This is a genomic window from Mesorhizobium sp. M0771 (assembly GCF_040320155.1).
Classification (GTDB): Bacteria; Pseudomonadota; Alphaproteobacteria; order Rhizobiales; family Rhizobiaceae; genus Mesorhizobium.
In genome coordinates this window covers 151,075-165,130 of record NZ_JAMYPC010000015.1, presented here as the reverse complement: position 1 = coordinate 165,130, position 14,056 = coordinate 151,075, and the positions used below count along the sequence as shown (strand labels likewise).

The 14,056-nt window shown below is 63.8% G+C and carries 17 protein-coding genes; 8 read left to right on the top strand and 9 right to left on the bottom strand.

The window, feature by feature from the left end; translation table 11 throughout:
* Positions 1 to 223 precede the first annotated feature (223 nt).
* The 3 genes from NKI05_RS22200 (at position 224) to leuB (ending at position 2,223) form a co-directional block, all read left to right on the top strand.
* Entirely contained in the window at positions 224 to 607 is a 384-nt protein-coding gene (locus NKI05_RS22200) for a RidA family protein (protein ID WP_023814784.1), read from the top strand.
* Between the two features lie 13 nt (positions 608 to 620).
* On the top strand, positions 621 to 971 hold the full coding sequence (locus NKI05_RS22195; RefSeq protein WP_023740123.1) for a VOC family protein: 351 nt from the start codon (positions 621 to 623) through the stop codon (positions 969 to 971).
* Positions 972 to 1,119: 148 nt separating this feature from the next.
* Positions 1,120 to 2,223 (top strand): 3-isopropylmalate dehydrogenase, encoded by a 1,104-nt coding sequence (leuB, locus tag NKI05_RS22190; RefSeq protein ID WP_023756211.1) that lies wholly within the window; start codon positions 1,120 to 1,122, stop codon positions 2,221 to 2,223.
* An 8-nt stretch (positions 2,224 to 2,231) separates the two neighbouring features.
* Here the strand turns inward: leuB and NKI05_RS22185 are convergent, their stop codons facing one another.
* The 4 genes from NKI05_RS22185 to NKI05_RS22170 form a co-directional block, all read right to left on the bottom strand.
* Entirely contained in the window at positions 2,232 to 2,609 is a 378-nt protein-coding gene (locus tag NKI05_RS22185; RefSeq protein ID WP_023683823.1) for a MarR family winged helix-turn-helix transcriptional regulator, read from the bottom strand.
* Between the two features lie 70 nt (positions 2,610 to 2,679).
* Positions 2,680 to 3,108 (bottom strand): SRPBCC family protein, encoded by a 429-nt coding sequence (locus NKI05_RS22180; protein ID WP_023708789.1) that lies wholly within the window; start codon positions 3,106 to 3,108, stop codon positions 2,680 to 2,682.
* A gap of 193 nt (positions 3,109 to 3,301) precedes the next feature.
* Complete coding sequence (locus NKI05_RS22175) at positions 3,302 to 4,024, bottom strand: DUF805 domain-containing protein (protein ID WP_023730273.1); 723 nt, start codon at positions 4,022 to 4,024, stop codon at positions 3,302 to 3,304.
* Between the two features lie 324 nt (positions 4,025 to 4,348).
* Complete coding sequence (locus NKI05_RS22170; protein ID WP_023828756.1) at positions 4,349 to 6,190, bottom strand: DEAD/DEAH box helicase; 1,842 nt, start codon at positions 6,188 to 6,190, stop codon at positions 4,349 to 4,351.
* Between the two features lie 422 nt (positions 6,191 to 6,612).
* Here NKI05_RS22170 and NKI05_RS22165 point away from each other — a divergent pair, with 422 nt between their 5' ends.
* Together NKI05_RS22165 and NKI05_RS22160 are read left to right on the top strand one after the other, a co-directional pair.
* Positions 6,613 to 7,647: an aspartate-semialdehyde dehydrogenase gene (locus NKI05_RS22165; RefSeq protein ID WP_023671698.1), complete on the top strand. Its 1,035-nt coding sequence runs from the start codon at positions 6,613 to 6,615 to the stop codon at positions 7,645 to 7,647.
* A 225-nt stretch (positions 7,648 to 7,872) separates the two neighbouring features.
* Entirely contained in the window at positions 7,873 to 8,412 is a 540-nt protein-coding gene (locus tag NKI05_RS22160) for a GNAT family N-acetyltransferase (protein ID WP_023814782.1), read from the top strand.
* Here NKI05_RS22160 and NKI05_RS22155 read toward each other — a convergent pair.
* A complete protein-coding gene (locus NKI05_RS22155; protein ID WP_023814781.1) occupies positions 8,328 to 8,729 on the bottom strand; it encodes an ACT domain-containing protein in 402 nt (133 codons plus the stop codon). The genes NKI05_RS22160 and NKI05_RS22155 overlap by 85 nt on opposite strands.
* Positions 8,730 to 9,085: 356 nt before the next feature.
* Here NKI05_RS22155 and NKI05_RS22150 point away from each other — a divergent pair, with 356 nt between their 5' ends.
* The 3 genes from NKI05_RS22150 to NKI05_RS22140 all read left to right on the top strand — a co-directional run bounded on the left by NKI05_RS22150 (position 9,086) and on the right by NKI05_RS22140 (position 10,464).
* Entirely contained in the window at positions 9,086 to 9,496 is a 411-nt protein-coding gene (locus NKI05_RS22150) for a DoxX family protein (RefSeq protein WP_023687655.1), read from the top strand.
* Positions 9,497 to 9,510: 14 nt separating this feature from the next.
* Positions 9,511 to 10,047 (top strand): SRPBCC family protein, encoded by a 537-nt coding sequence (locus tag NKI05_RS22145; RefSeq protein WP_023814780.1) that lies wholly within the window; start codon positions 9,511 to 9,513, stop codon positions 10,045 to 10,047.
* Positions 10,048 to 10,200: 153 nt separating this feature from the next.
* The gene (locus tag NKI05_RS22140) at positions 10,201 to 10,464 is read left to right on the top strand and encodes a YMGG-like glycine zipper-containing protein (RefSeq protein WP_023687657.1); all 264 of its coding nucleotides are present in this window, start codon (positions 10,201 to 10,203) and stop codon (positions 10,462 to 10,464) included.
* 88 nt (positions 10,465 to 10,552) lie between these two features.
* Here the strand turns inward: NKI05_RS22140 and NKI05_RS22135 are convergent, their stop codons facing one another.
* The 4 genes from NKI05_RS22135 to ffh all read right to left on the bottom strand — a co-directional run bounded on the left by NKI05_RS22135 (position 10,553) and on the right by ffh (position 13,912).
* The gene (locus tag NKI05_RS22135; protein ID WP_023687658.1) at positions 10,553 to 11,398 is read right to left on the bottom strand and encodes an acyl-CoA thioester hydrolase/BAAT C-terminal domain-containing protein; all 846 of its coding nucleotides are present in this window, start codon (positions 11,396 to 11,398) and stop codon (positions 10,553 to 10,555) included.
* 87 nt (positions 11,399 to 11,485) lie between these two features.
* The gene (gene rpsP, locus NKI05_RS22130) at positions 11,486 to 11,887 is read right to left on the bottom strand and encodes a 30S ribosomal protein S16 (protein ID WP_023671705.1); all 402 of its coding nucleotides are present in this window, start codon (positions 11,885 to 11,887) and stop codon (positions 11,486 to 11,488) included.
* A gap of 104 nt (positions 11,888 to 11,991) precedes the next feature.
* Positions 11,992 to 12,318: a chorismate mutase gene (locus tag NKI05_RS22125; RefSeq protein ID WP_023671706.1), complete on the bottom strand. Its 327-nt coding sequence runs from the start codon at positions 12,316 to 12,318 to the stop codon at positions 11,992 to 11,994.
* A 7-nt stretch (positions 12,319 to 12,325) separates the two neighbouring features.
* Positions 12,326 to 13,912: a signal recognition particle protein gene (gene ffh / locus NKI05_RS22120; RefSeq protein ID WP_023671707.1), complete on the bottom strand. Its 1,587-nt coding sequence runs from the start codon at positions 13,910 to 13,912 to the stop codon at positions 12,326 to 12,328.
* Between the last annotated feature and the right edge of the window lie 144 nt (positions 13,913 to 14,056).

Below are 14,056 nucleotides of genomic sequence, written 5' to 3'. Positions count from 1 at the left end.
GGCCCAGCCGTCATCAACAAGCGATTCGTGTGTCATCGCAGTGTAGAATCACACCCGATTCCGCAGGGCAATACCTATCTTAGCGCCTATGCCCTTGAGGGGGAGATGGCCGGCAGGCCAGAGGGGGGTGCTGTCCCGCCGACGACCAAGATTTGCACCTGACTTGGCCCATGGCCTGGCCGGCCCTTTCCCTGCAAAGTGTCCGAAACCACAGCGAGGCTCCATGCGCACACTCATCTCCACCGGTTCGCCCTTCGAAAAAACCGCCGGCTATTCGCGCGCGGTGGTGCAGGGCGACTGGTGCTTCGTGTCGGGAACGACCGGCTACGACTATGCGACGATGACCATGCCGGAAACGGTGGAGGCGCAGACGCGCAATTGCCTGGCGACCATCGCGGAGGCGCTGAGGGATGGCGGCTTCGACATGGCCGATGTGGTGCGGGCGCATTACTACATCACAGACCGGGCCATCGTGGACGTCGTCTTCCCCATCCTCGGCGAGGCTTTCGGCGACATCAGGCCGGCGGCGACGATGATCGTGTGCCAGCTCAACAAGCCGGAAATGAAGATCGAGATCGAAGTCACGGCGCTGCGGCGCACGGCTTGAGGAGGCCAAAGCCATGACGGTCCGGCGCATCGTAGCCAATATCGGGACGCAGGACGCGGCGGCGGCGAAACGCTTCTATCAGGACGTGCTTGGCCTCGATGTGCTGATGGATCAGGGCTGGATCGTCACCTACGGGTCCGACGAACGGATGCAGGTGCAGATCAGCTTCATGGCCCAGGGCGGCTCCGGCACGCCGGTGCCGGACCTCTCCATCGAGGTCGACGATGTCGATGCGGCGCTGCAAGGCATGAGGGCCGCCGGCTTTGCCGTCGAATACGGTCCGGCCGACGAGCCGTGGGGCGTACGGCGGTTTTATGTGCGCGATCCGTTCGGCCGGTTGGTGAATATTTTGTCGCACAAGTGATTTGTTCCTCTCCCCCGCCTCTGGCCACGGCGAGGAACCCAGGTCTTGAGAGGCGGGCGCCGTCGTAGCGTTCTTCATCCCCTTGCGCCGCAAGCTCTTGGCGTTTAGCAAGGCCGCGGTTTCTCCAAACAGCATCGGACGGTTCTCCATGGCTTCGAAAAATCTTCTCCTGCTCGCCGGCGACGGCATCGGCCCCGAGGCGATGGCCGAGGTGAAGAAGCTGATCGCGGCCATGAACGCAAAGCTCGGCAGCGGTTTTGCCACTGACGAAGGCTTGGTCGGCGGCTGTGCCTACGACGCGCATGGCGCGGCGATTTCGGATGGCGACATGGCAAAGGCGATGGCTGCGGACGCCGTGCTGTTCGGCGCCGTCGGCGGGCCGAAATGGGACAAGGTGCCTTACGAGGTGCGTCCCGAGGCCGGGTTGCTACGGCTGCGCAAGGATATGGAGCTGTTCGCCAATCTCCGGCCCGCCATCTGCTATCCGGCGCTGGCCGCGTCGTCCTCGCTGAAGCAGGAAGTCGTCGAGGGCCTCGACATATTGATCGTGCGCGAGCTTACCGGCGGAGTCTATTTCGGCGAGCCGAAGCAGATCATCGATCTCGGCAACGGCCAGAAGCGCGGCATCGACACGCAGGTCTACGACACGTTCGAGATCGAGCGCATTTCCGGCGTCGCCTTCGAGCTGGCGCGCACGCGCAAGAACCACGTGACATCGATGGAAAAGCGCAACGTCATGAAATCCGGGGTGCTGTGGAACGAGGTTGTCACCCAGACCCAGAAGACTCGCTATGCTGACGTCAAGCTCGACCACATGCTGGCCGATGCCGGCGGCATGCAGCTGGTGCGCTGGCCAAAGCAGTTCGACGTCATCGTCACCGACAATCTGTTCGGCGACATGCTGTCCGACATCGCCGCCATGCTGACCGGATCGATCGGCATGCTGCCGTCGGCCTCGCTCGGCGCGCCCGATGTGAAGACCAGGAAGCGCAAGGCGCTGTACGAGCCGGTGCATGGCTCGGCGCCCGACATTGCCGGACAGGGCATCGCCAACCCGATCGCCATGATCGCGTCGTTTGCCATGTGCATGCGATATTCCTTCGGCATGGTCGATGAGGCCGACAAGCTCGAAGGCGCAATAGCCGCCGTGCTCGACGACGGGCTCCGGACGAAGGATATTTTGTCCGAGGGCATGACCGAAGTCGGCACTGTCGCAATGGGCGATGCCATCATCGCCAAGTTCCTGGCTTAGCGGCCGACTCAGCGGATCTCGCCGGCCAGCCGTTTCAGCAGGCCGACGAGTTGCGCCTCATCCACGGTTGAGAAAAAAGCAGCGTCGGCGGCTTCGACGGCGACGATAGCGCGCTGGACTGCGGCCGTCCCCGTCGTGGAGACGCGGATCACCTTGGCGCGGGAATCCCGCGGGTCGGTGTCCCGCACAATCAGTCCCTTTGCCTCAAGCCGGGCGACGACGTCCGACGTCATCTTCACCTCGGTGCCGGCCTGCGCGGCGAGTTGGACCTGGTTGGGCGGCTCGCCATATCGGCCGAGCCACATCGCCGAAGCCAGCAGCACGAACTGGACATGGGTAAGGTCAAGCGGGGCCAGCGCCGCCGTCATGACGCGCTGCCAGCGCATGGTGGTTCGCCAGAGCAGCAAGCCGGGGCTCTCGGATGGTCCGCTGAAGCGCGTGTTCAGATCCCCTTGATCAGCCACCGTTCGCCAACACCATTGCCTGCTCGAACAGTTTAGCCATCGAAGTGTCGAAATCGCCGCTGATCTGCGGCCCGAGCTCTGGTCCGACCTCGGCGGCCGATGGGCCGGAAATCTCGAGGCGATGAGTCACTTGAGTGCCACCCTCGACCGGCGTCAGCGTATGCCTGAACAGCAGTTTCGTGTCGCCGAACGAGGTCTCGTCGGCATAGGTTACAGCGTCGACGAGGTCGACGATCGTCGATTCGAAGGTGTCCTGCCCGACGGGCGTTACAGAGACGCGGGTGCCCTTGGCGAACGGGCCGTGCAGCACGAAGGTATCGGAGCCTTCGTAGGTGAGGCGGCCTTCGTGCAGCGCCTTGAGCGCGTTCCAGATGGCCTGCGCCGAAAGGGGGGAAATTGCGGTGTACTCGTTGGTCCACATTTGTCTTGGCTCCATCATCCGTTTTCGATCGTCGATTTGATGATTGCACAGATTGTCTGTGCACAGACTAAATGGCAAGAGAAATATTTCGTTCGTTCGGTCAAAACAGCAGCTGCCTTCCCGGCTGCGACCTAAGCCATTGTTATAGCACGGCTGTCCGCAAACAGCCGGCTGCTCATTTCTTGGTGCGGGTCTAGGCTCCGCCTCCTCTAGGCACCGGCCCCCACTGGTTTTCGTGGGCCTGGGTCGGGATCAATCCGAGTATCAGCGCGAGGATCAGCGTAGCCGGAGCGAACATGAAGGTGATTGCGAAGTAAGGTATTGCCAGCCAGCCGGTCAGGCCGATGTCGTGCAAGCGGCGCACGACGAGCCCGACCCAGGGCAGGAACGTCGCTAGCCAAAACAGCCCCCAGACGCCGATCATCACAATCGGCCAGTTGCCGGCATCGAAATTGCCGACGGCCTGGTCGGCGAGGGCGCCGGCAATTCCGACCAGGATGAAGCTGACGGTCCAGAACAGGCAGTAGCCCCAGAATTCCTTGCGGCGGGCGCGTTCGGCGAAGTTGATGTAGTTGCGCGTCACGCCTCGCCAGAAATAACCCGGCAGTCCGCTATCGCGAACCGCGCCGTCTTCCGCCAGGCGGCCGAAATGCTGTGGGGCGGCTGAAGCGGCAGCCGCCTTGGGCGGCGCGGCGCTTGCCGCTGGCGCAGCGGTGGCGGGACTGGCGGGCTGGGCGCGGATTGAAAAAACGTCGCGCGCCTGACCGCTTGCCGGCAGAAACTCGACCACAGCGCCGTTCGCGATCACGGTATCACGGCGCAGATCCTCGCGCGCGAAGGTGTAGCGGTTGCCGTCCGCCCCGGTGATGAAGCCGAAACCCTGGGCCTCGTCATAGTGAAGAACTTCGCCGCGCATTTAGCCTCGCCCCCGTGCAGGCACAGACTGTTCAAAGTTGCGGCGGACTGCAAGGGGGTGGACGAAATGGAGGGCGAACGGTTCAGGCATGAGTTGCTTTATTTTCCGGTGCGTTGGCGCTGCCCCTCACCTGCCTGCCGGCATCCTCTCCCCGTATAGTGGCGGGGAGAGGGGTCGCTGTTATCGACGATTCCGCCAATCGCCAACGTTGCAAGAGAGCGCCAAGGCTGCGGTCAGCCCTTTCTCCCCGTCACTATACGGGGAGAAACGCCCGGCAGGGCAATGAGGGGCAGCGCCTACATCTGTAATTGGCCGATAAGAGCCTCAAACCGGCCGCTTCTTCGGTTTCTTGTTCTTCGGCGGTCCAGCCTTGTCGAATTTCGGTTTCCCGGCCCAAGGCTTTGCATCGCCGGGGGGCCGTTCCCGCTTCTCGAATTTCGGCTTGTGTGCGCTTTGCGGCGCCTCGAACGGGCGCTTGCCGCGATGCGGCTTCTTGTCGGGCTTCGGCGCCTGGTAGCCGGCCCGCGACAGGTCGGGCGTGCCGTCCAGGCGCTTCACCGCAATGTTGCCCTGCAATTTCTTGTCGGGGCCGACGGCGGCGAGGAAGCGATCGGCCCAGTCGGCCGCGATCTGCACGTAGGTCTCATCCTGCTGCATCTTGATGGAGCCGATCTCGCGCTTGGAGATGTTGCCGGTGCGGCACAGCATCGGGATCAGCCAGCGCGGCTCGGCATTTTGCTTGCGCCCGATCGACAGCGAGAACCAGACACTGTCGCCGAAGTCGTCGCGCCGGCTTGGCGCTTCATCGCGGCGCTCGAATTTTTCGCCCGCCGGTTTGTCACGCGAAGGCGTGAACGGTGCGACATCCGTAAGCTCCTCGGGCGCCGAGCGGCTGGCGCGGCATTGGCGCACGAAGGCGGCCGCAATCTGTTCGGCGCCATGCCTGGCCAGAAGCGTGTCGACGAAACCGCGCTCGTCCTCGGCTACCGGCTCGTCGAAGACTGGATCGGCAAGGATGCGCTCGTCATCGCGCTTGATCACGTCGTCGGCCGAGGGCGGGCTCGCCCATGTCGCCTTCAGCCCTGCATTCTGCAGCAGGCGCTCGGTGCGCTTGCGGGCGCCGTTGGGCACGATCAGCGCGCTGACACCCTTGCGGCCGGCGCGGCCGGTACGGCCGCTGCGATGCAGCAGCGTTTCGGGATTGGTCGGCAGATCGGCATGGATGACCAGTTCGAGATTGGGCAGGTCGATGCCGCGCGCGGCGACATCCGTGGCGATGCAGACTTTGGCGCGTCCGTCGCGCATCGCCTGCAGCGCGTGGGTGCGTTCGTTCTGGCTGAGCTCGCCCGACAATGCGACGACGGAAAAATTGCGGTTGTTGAAGCGTGCCGTCAGATGATTGACGGCGGCGCGGGTGTTGCAGAACACCAGCGCGTTCTTCGCCTCGTAAAAGCGCAGCACGTTGATGATGGCGTTCTCGCGGTCGGGATAGGCGACATTCAGCGCCCGGTATTCGATATCGAGATGCTGCTTTTCCTCGCCGCCGGCCGAGATGCGTACGGCGTCGCGCTGATAGCCTTGCGCCAGCGTGGCGATCGAGCGCGGCACGGTGGCCGAAAACATCAGCGTGCGGCGCTGAGCCGGTGCGGCATCGAGGATGAATTCGAGGTCCTCGCGAAAGCCGAGGTCGAGCATCTCGTCGGCCTCGTCCAGCACCACGGCTTTCAGCGCCGACATGTCGAGGGAGTTGCGGGTGATGTGGTCGCGCAGGCGGCCGGGCGTGCCGACGACGATGTGGGCGCCGCGCTCCAGCACGCGCCGTTCGGAGCGCATGTCCATGCCGCCGACACAGGACGCGACGGTGGCGCCGGTCGGCGCGTAGAGCCATTGCAGTTCGCGCATCACCTGCAGAGCGAGCTCGCGTGTCGGCGCCACGGCCAGCGCCAGCGGTGCGCCAGCCTGGTCAAAACGTTCGGCGCTGCCCAGAAGGGTCGGCGCCAAAGCGAGGCCGAAGGCGACGGTCTTGCCGGAGCCGGTCTGCGCCGACACCAGAGCGTCGGACTCGCCGAGCTCCAGCACCGCCTTCTGCACCGGCGTCAGCTCGGTATAGCCGCGTTTTTCCAGCGCCTCTGCCAGCGCAGGAACAATAGCTTCGAAATTGGACATCTCACTCTTTCGGAATTCAGGGTCTGGGCTCATCATGGAGCACATGCCGGGGCTGACGCACGCCAGCCAAACACTATTTGGGCGTTCGTACTTCTTGCGGCCGCTATTGTACAGAGCAGGCGTGTGCCTCCCGCAATTGACTCCTGACGCAAACCGCGTAAAAGCCGGCATCGAACGGGATCATTTTCGATGCGCGGCCTTCTGATGGCTCTTCTTGCATTCGACTTCCCCGGCCACAATCATGGGGCCGGGCGCGTTGGCGCGTCTTACCGTTCCAGCAAAACTATGGCCAAAACCACCACCAAAACGGTGTGATTCCCTTGGCCTAACCACCCTCTCCCGGGTCCGGCCTGGGGGACGAAACCCGCATTGGCCGGCGGGTTTTCTCCAAAAACCAAGCGGAGAGGGACAGGAGATTTCTGATGAGTTTCAAGGTTGCGGTAGTCGGCGCCACGGGCAATGTGGGTCGCGAAATGCTCAACATACTGGAAGAGCGCGGCTTTCCGGTAAGCGAAGTCGTGGCGCTGGCCTCGCGGCGCAGCCAGGGCACCGAAGTGTCGTTCGGCGACCGTTCGCTGAAGGTCAAGACGCTCGACCAGTATGATTTTTCCGACACCGACATCTGCATCATGTCGGCCGGCGGCAACGTCTCGAAGGAGTGGTCGCCGAAGATCGGCAAGCAGGGCTGCGTCGTCATCGATAACTCGTCGGCCTTCCGCTACGACCAGGACGTGCCGCTGATCGTGCCGGAAGTGAACCCGGATGCGATCTCGCTGTTCACCCGCAAGAACATCATCGCCAATCCGAACTGCTCGACGGCGCAGCTGGTCGTGGCGCTGAAGCCGCTGCACGATGTCGCCACCATCAAGCGCGTCGTCGTCGCCACCTATCAATCGGTATCCGGCGCCGGCAAGGAGGGCATGGACGAACTCTTTACACAGACCCGCGCGGTGTTCGTCGCCGATGGCGTCGAGGTCAAGAAGTTCACCAAGCGCATCGCCTTCAACGTCATTCCGCATATCGACGTCTTCCTCGACGACGGCTCGACCAAGGAAGAGTGGAAGATGGTCGCCGAGACCAAGAAGATGCTCGACCCCAAGATCAAGCTGACGGCGACCTGTGTGCGCGTGCCGGTGTTCATCGGCCATTCCGAAGCCGTCAACATCGAGTTCGAAAAGCCGATCACCGCCGACGAGGCGCGCGACATCCTGCGCGAAGCGCCAGGCTGCCAGGTCTTGGACAAGCGCGAGGATGGCGGCTACATCACGCCGCTGGAATCGGCCGGCGAGGACGCCACCTTCATCTCGCGCATCCGCGAGGATTCGACCATCGACAACGGCCTGTCGATGTGGATCGTCTCCGACAATCTGCGCAAGGGCGCGGCGCTCAACGCGGTGCAGATCGCCGAGCTTCTGGTCGAGCGCGGCCTGATCCAGCCGAAGAAGAAGGCGGCCTGACGGCTGGTTTGTTTTCGCTCACGGGGTTCGGCCTTCGGCCGATTCCGTTTATCGCTCACGGGCCGTATCGCCGCTGCCGCGGCTGGCCCTCCGCGGGGCGCCGGAAAGCCGGCGGCCCGTAGTCGCGGGCTCGGCCTTCGGCCGAAGCCTTCCTTCTCCCCGTTCACGGGGAGAAGGTCCCGGCAGGGGGATGAGGGCAGCGCTGACCTCTGTTGAGAAACGCCTTTGAACGATCCCACCAAAATCGTGCTGCGACCCGCCACGGCTTTGGATGCCGCGACCATCGCCATTGTCATGCGGGCCGCACTTGGCTCGTTCTCCTGGATGCCGGTCATCCACACGCCGGATGAGGATCTTGCCTTCATCCGCGAGATCGTGCTGTCCCGGCAGCAGGTGACGGTCGCCGAGGCCGGCACCGGCATTGTCGGCTTCATTGCCCTGAGCGGCGATTGGGTGGAACAGCTCTATCTCGACCCCGCCTGGATTGGGCAAGGCATCGGCAGCCGGCTGCTGGTGCAAGCGACCGCCGCGCTACGGATCGTTAAACTGCATTGCTTCCAGGGCAACACCGGCGCGCGTCGCTTCTACGAGCGCCATGGCTTTCGCCCCGAGGCGTTCGGCGCGGGCACCACCAACGAAGAAGGCCTGCCGGATATTCTCTACGTGCGTCGGCTTGATATTCAGCCGGCGTTATCCTTGGCCAGTTGGCGCAATAACTCCATCGCTTCCTCGGCCCGCTCAGCGGGCACGAACAGATGGTCATGATAGAAAGCAGAGACCGGATTGACGCCCATGCCGGCGGCGGCCAGCCGGGCGGTGATGGCGGCGAGGAAGCCGACGGCTTCCAGCGAGGAGTGGACGTTCAGGGTGATCATGCGGCAGCGGAAGGCGGACTGCAGCCCGGCGGCCTGGTCTTCGGGCAAGATCAGCGTCGTGCCCTCCTTCTCGCGAAACAGCATCACCGGATTGAGCGTCTCGGGAACCGGTGCACCGGGGACCAGGGTGGCGAAGACATGGATGCCGGGAAGCAGTTCCGGCGTCATCGCCGCCAGCAGCTTTTTCAGATCAGTCTCGCCGGCCATTCGCTCGTCTCTCGCCCAGCCCTAACAATAGCCGTGACTGGTGGATGTCGATAGTCCGTCAAGGTCGAGGGACAGCACCCCCCTCTGCCCTGCCGGGCATCTCCCCCGCAAGGAGGGAGATCGGCGGTTTCGATGCTCCGCTCATTCATGGAACATTGCCGAAGCGGTCGAGCGTGTAATCTCCCCCCTTGCGGGGGAGATGGCCGGCGGGCCAGAGGGGGGTGTGAAGGATCGCCACGCAGCGGCTTTTGCTTGCTGCTACCCAAAAAGAATCCGCACCCTGTAGGATCGCCGCCCCATCGCTCGTCCTTGGTCCGAAGCCAGCAAACGGCTCGAACCGCTTAGGAGGGAACACCGTGAGTATTTCTCAAACCATGCCCGTCTCGTCGGGCGCCCTGTGGACCGGCCGCGTGCTCAGCGGCCTCATCATCCTGTTCATGATCTTCGACGGCGTCATCAAGCTGCCGCCGCTCGATGTCGTCACCCAGACCATGGTGCCGCTCGGCTGGCCGGCCGATGTCAATGTCGCGCGCACGCTCGGCATTATCGGGCTGATCTCGACCGCGCTCTATGCGCTGCCCCGCACCTCGGTGCTCGGCGCCATCCTGCTCACCGGCTATCTCGGCGGCGCCATCGCCACAAACATGCGCGTCGGCAGCCCGTTGTTTTCGCACACGCTGTTTAGCGTCTATCTCGGCATCATCCTGTGGGGCGGTCTCTATCTGCGCGACCCAAGCGTGCGCGCCCTGATCCCGTTCAGCCGTTAAGCGAGGAGAAAAACATGCTCAGCACCATTCTCATCATCCTGGTCGTGATCATCGTCGCCGTGCTCATCTATGCGGCGACGAGGTCGAATGATTTCGTCACCGCCCGCACCGCCCGCACCGCCAGCATCAAGGCCGCGCCGGAAGCGATCTTTCCGCTGATCAACAATTTCAAGCACTGGCCGGAGTGGTCACCCTACGAAAAGCTCGACCCCGAGATGAAGCGCACGCTGTCGGGCGCTGATGCCGGCAAGGGCGCCGCCTACGCCTGGGAAGGCAATGCCAAGGCCGGCAAGGGACGCATGGAGATCGTCAATTCCGTGCCATCCTCGCTGGTGTCGCTGAAGCTCGACTTCGAGAAGCCGTTCCGGGCCAGCAACAGCGTCGACTTCACCCTGAAGCCCTCGGGCGACACCACCGCTGTCACCTGGGCAATGCGCGGCAACCGGCCCTTCATTGCCAAGCTGATGGGCCTGTTCATGAGTTTCGATACGCTGATCGGCAAGGATTTCGAGGCTGGCCTCGCCAATCTGAAAAAGGCAGCCGAAAAGTAGAAAAGCCTGGATTTTCAACAAGCTCGGCGGCGGTCGGCACGAATGTGACCGGCGCGGACACCGCGATCTCTCACGTCATCGGGATCAAATCAGCCGTCTGGGAGTTAGAGCCGTGGCGGCGAGGACGGCGATCCGCGTGAGAGAGGAACGATAATGAAAAGAGCGATGATCATTCTGGTACTGGCGACCGCGCTGGGCGCGTGCTCGCAAACCGAAAAGGGTGCCGCGGTCGGCGGCCTCGGCGGCGCGGCGGTTGGCGCAGCTGTGGCAAATGATCCGGTTCAGGGGGCCGTCGTCGGCGGCGCCGTCGGCGCCGTGGCCGGCGCGCTGATCGGCCGTGCCAGCGAAAGCGGTCAATGTCGCTACCGCGGCCGGAACGGGCGCACCTATATCGCCAGCTGCCCCGACGGTTATTGAACACAGCCAGGTCCAACATCGGAAACCGGCGGCTATAGATCGCCGGTTTCGCTGTTGCCCAAGGCAGCTGGACCATTGGCTGCCTGCGCTACAGCAATCCCCGGATATGCTCCCAAGCCAGGCGGCCCAGGCGCGTGTCGGCGTCGTCATTGCCGCCATGGGCATGCAGCCTCGAGCGCGGCGTGATTTCGCCCGGCAGCAGAATGCGGTGGCCGGCGTCGGGCACTGAGACGAGGCAGGTGGTCATTGCGGTGTCCTGGCGACGCCGAACGATCGACTGGGCAAAATCCAGCGATGGCCATAGCGCGTCGTCGCCGCCCGCAACCAGAACAATGTCGGCTGAAATAGCTTCGACGGGAATGGCAGCCTTGGCCGCTGCGTCCTTGAAGGTTTGCAAGGCACGTAGGAAGAGCCCCCGGTAGGACACCAGACCATCGACATACTCAGCGTTCCAAGCGGGATTGCTTGGGACAAACGGCAAAGGAATCCCCTCGAGCGTCCACGACGATCGTTCCGGCCAGCTGACGCCGTCGCGGCCCGGCCCGATATTGCCCCAGACCACCGATGTCGGGCTGATCGCAACCACGAGGCCGATGCGTGGATCGTGAGCCGCCGCAAGCAGGGAGGCCTCGGCGCCTTTCGAGGTCCCGACATAGACGATGCGCCGGCATCCCATCTGGACAAGATAGTCGGTCGCCGCGAAAAACGTTTCGAGCGGGATCTCGCAAATGCCGGGCACCTGACCTTCGCCGCCAAACCATTGCAGCGCGAGAGCGGATGCTCCTTCCTTGGCAAAGAGCCGGGCCCGGGTGACGTCGATGCGGCCGCTCGATCCGCTGAGCACGACGACGCCTGTCGTGGCGCCGGCGCATCGCAACAGCGTTCCGGCTACGCCGCCGAAAAGGGTCTCTTCCGTGACGGTCCGCTCAGTCATCTTTCGTTCGAACGCATATGACATCGCCGCACATTAGCAAAACGGCGGGCACAGGCCCGCCGTTTTGTCGATGCGATGACGCGATGCTTATTCGGCGGTGGCGGCTTCCGCTTCGGCCGGGGCTGCAGCAGCGGCGGCAACGGCGGCGGCAGCGTCTTCCTGGGCCTTCTTCAGCAGAGAGGCGCGTTCCTGCGCCTTCTTGCCGGGCTCGGCCTTCTTCGGGTTGGAGCGGGCTTCGCGCTTGAGGAGGCCGGCCTCATCGAGGAAGCGCAGCACGCGGTCGGTCGGCTGAGCGCCGTGCGACAGCCAATGCTTGACGCGGTCGGCGTCGACCTTGACGCGCTCGCCGTCCTTGGGCAGCAGCGGGTTCCACGAGCCGATCGACTCGATGAACCGGCCGTCGCGCGGCGAACGGGCGTCAGCAATGACGACGTGGTAGTAAGGGCGCTTCTTCGAGCCCGCACGGGCCAGTCTGATCTTCAAGGGCATTTCATTTCTCCTAAATTTCTGATTTCAGTGTTGGGTTAATGGCTTTGTCTGGTGCAGGTCGTTGTCCCAAAACCGCTGCGCACTTTTGGGCGACATGCACTTTGTTAGCCGGTTTTGCTTGCGCCGTTGGACGCGGCGATCTGCTCGTGATGGCGGATCACTTCGCGGACGACGAAGTTGAGGAATTTTTCCGCGAAATCGGGGTCGAGATGAGCGTCCTTCGCCAGCTGGCGAAGGCGGGTGATCTGCTCCTGCTCGCGCGCCGGGTCGGCGGGCGGCAGGCCATGCTCGGCCTTGAGCACGCCGACCGCCTTGGTGCAGCGGAAGCGCTCGGCCAGCATATGAATGAGGGCGGCGTCGATGTTGTCGATCGAGGCGCGATAGCCGGCCAGGATGGTGCGTGCGTCGGCCATGTCTTTTTCTTCGTTCATAGCGTCCTCACTTCTTCTTTCCGAGGCCGGGCAGACCACCGCCGCCAAGGCCGGGAAGCTTCATGCCGCCGGGCAGACCGGGCAGGCCACCGCCGCTCGGGGTGGGCGGGCCCTTCATGCCGCCAAGGCCGGGCATCTGCTTCTGCAAGGCTTCGAGCTGCTTGGGATCCATCTTGGAGAGGTCGGGCATGCCGCCACCCATCATGCCGCCGGGGCCACCCGGCATCATGCCGCCGAGGCCCATCTTGGAGGCAAGGCCGCCCATCATGCCGCGCATCAGGCCGCCGCCTTTGCCCTTGCCGCCCATCGCCTTCATCATGTCGGCCATGCCGCGATGCATTTTCAAGAGCTTGTTGATCTCGGCCGCATCCGTGCCTGAGCCGGCGGCGATGCGCTTCTTGCGCGAATGTTTCAGCATGTCCGGATTGGCGCGCTCGGCCTTGGTCATCGACGAGATGATGGCGAGTTGGCGGCCGAACATCTTGTCGTCGAGGCCGGCGGCCGCCATCTGGTCCTTCATTTTGCCCATGCCGGGCATCATGCCCATGATGCCGCCCATGCCGCCCATTTTCGACATCTGCTGAAGCTGGCCGGCAAGGTCGTTCAGGTCGAACTTGCCCGACTGCATCTTCTTGGCCATCGCCGCCGCCTGCTCGGCGTCGATGTTTTCGGCGGCCTTTTCGACCAGCGAGACGATGTCGCCCATGCCGAGGATGCGGTCTGCAATACGCTTGGGGTGGAATTCCTCCAGCCCGTCCATCTTTTCGCCGGTGCCGATCAGCTTGATCGGCTTGCCGGTGACGGCGCGCATCGAAAGCGCGGCACCGCCACGGCCATCGCCGTCCATGCGGGTCAGCACCAGGCCGGTGATGCCGACGCGCTCGTCGAAGCTTTTGGCAAGGTTGACGGCGTCCTGGCCGGTCAGCGAATCCGCGACCAGCAGGATTTCGTGCGGGCTCGACATCTTCTTGATGTCGGCCATCTCCACCATCAGCGGCTCATCGATATGGGTGCGGCCGGCGGTGTCTAGGATGACGACGTCATGACCGCCGAGCTTGGCTGCCTGGACGGCGCGCCTGGCGATGTCGACCGGGTTCTGGCCCGCAATGACAGGCAGGGTCGCGACTTTGACCTGCTCGCCGAGCTGGCGCAGCTGCTCTTGCGCCGCGGGCCGCCGCGTGTCGAGCGAGGCCATCAGAACCTTCTTGTTCTGGCGCTCGGTCAGGCGCTTGGCGATCTTGGCGGAGGTCGTCGTCTTGCCGGAGCCCTGCAGGCCGACCATCATGATGACGACCGGCGCCGGCGCATTGAGGTCGATGGCGACGCCCTCGGCGCCGAGCATGTCGACCAACTCGTCATGGACGATCTTGACGACCATCTGTCCAGGCTTGATCGACTTGACGACGGCGGCGCCGACGGCCTTCTCGCGCACCTTGTCGGTGAAGGAACGCACCACTTCCAGCGCAACGTCGGCTTCGAGCAGCGCACGGCGCACCTCGCGCAACGCCGCCGAGACATCAGCCTCCGATAGCGCGCCGCGGCCTGTCAGGCCGTTCAGGATGGAGCCAAGGCGCTCCTGAAGTGATTCAAACATTGGTCAACCCGCCGCGCGAGAGCGCCTTGGATTCATGGTGATCCCTGTCGGGCCGATGGCCCTCCACGCCTCTTGTGCGCTCCTGCAGCGATTCAAACATTCCGTTTCCTTTTTCTCAGGCACCCCGATGGTGCCCGAGAGGTA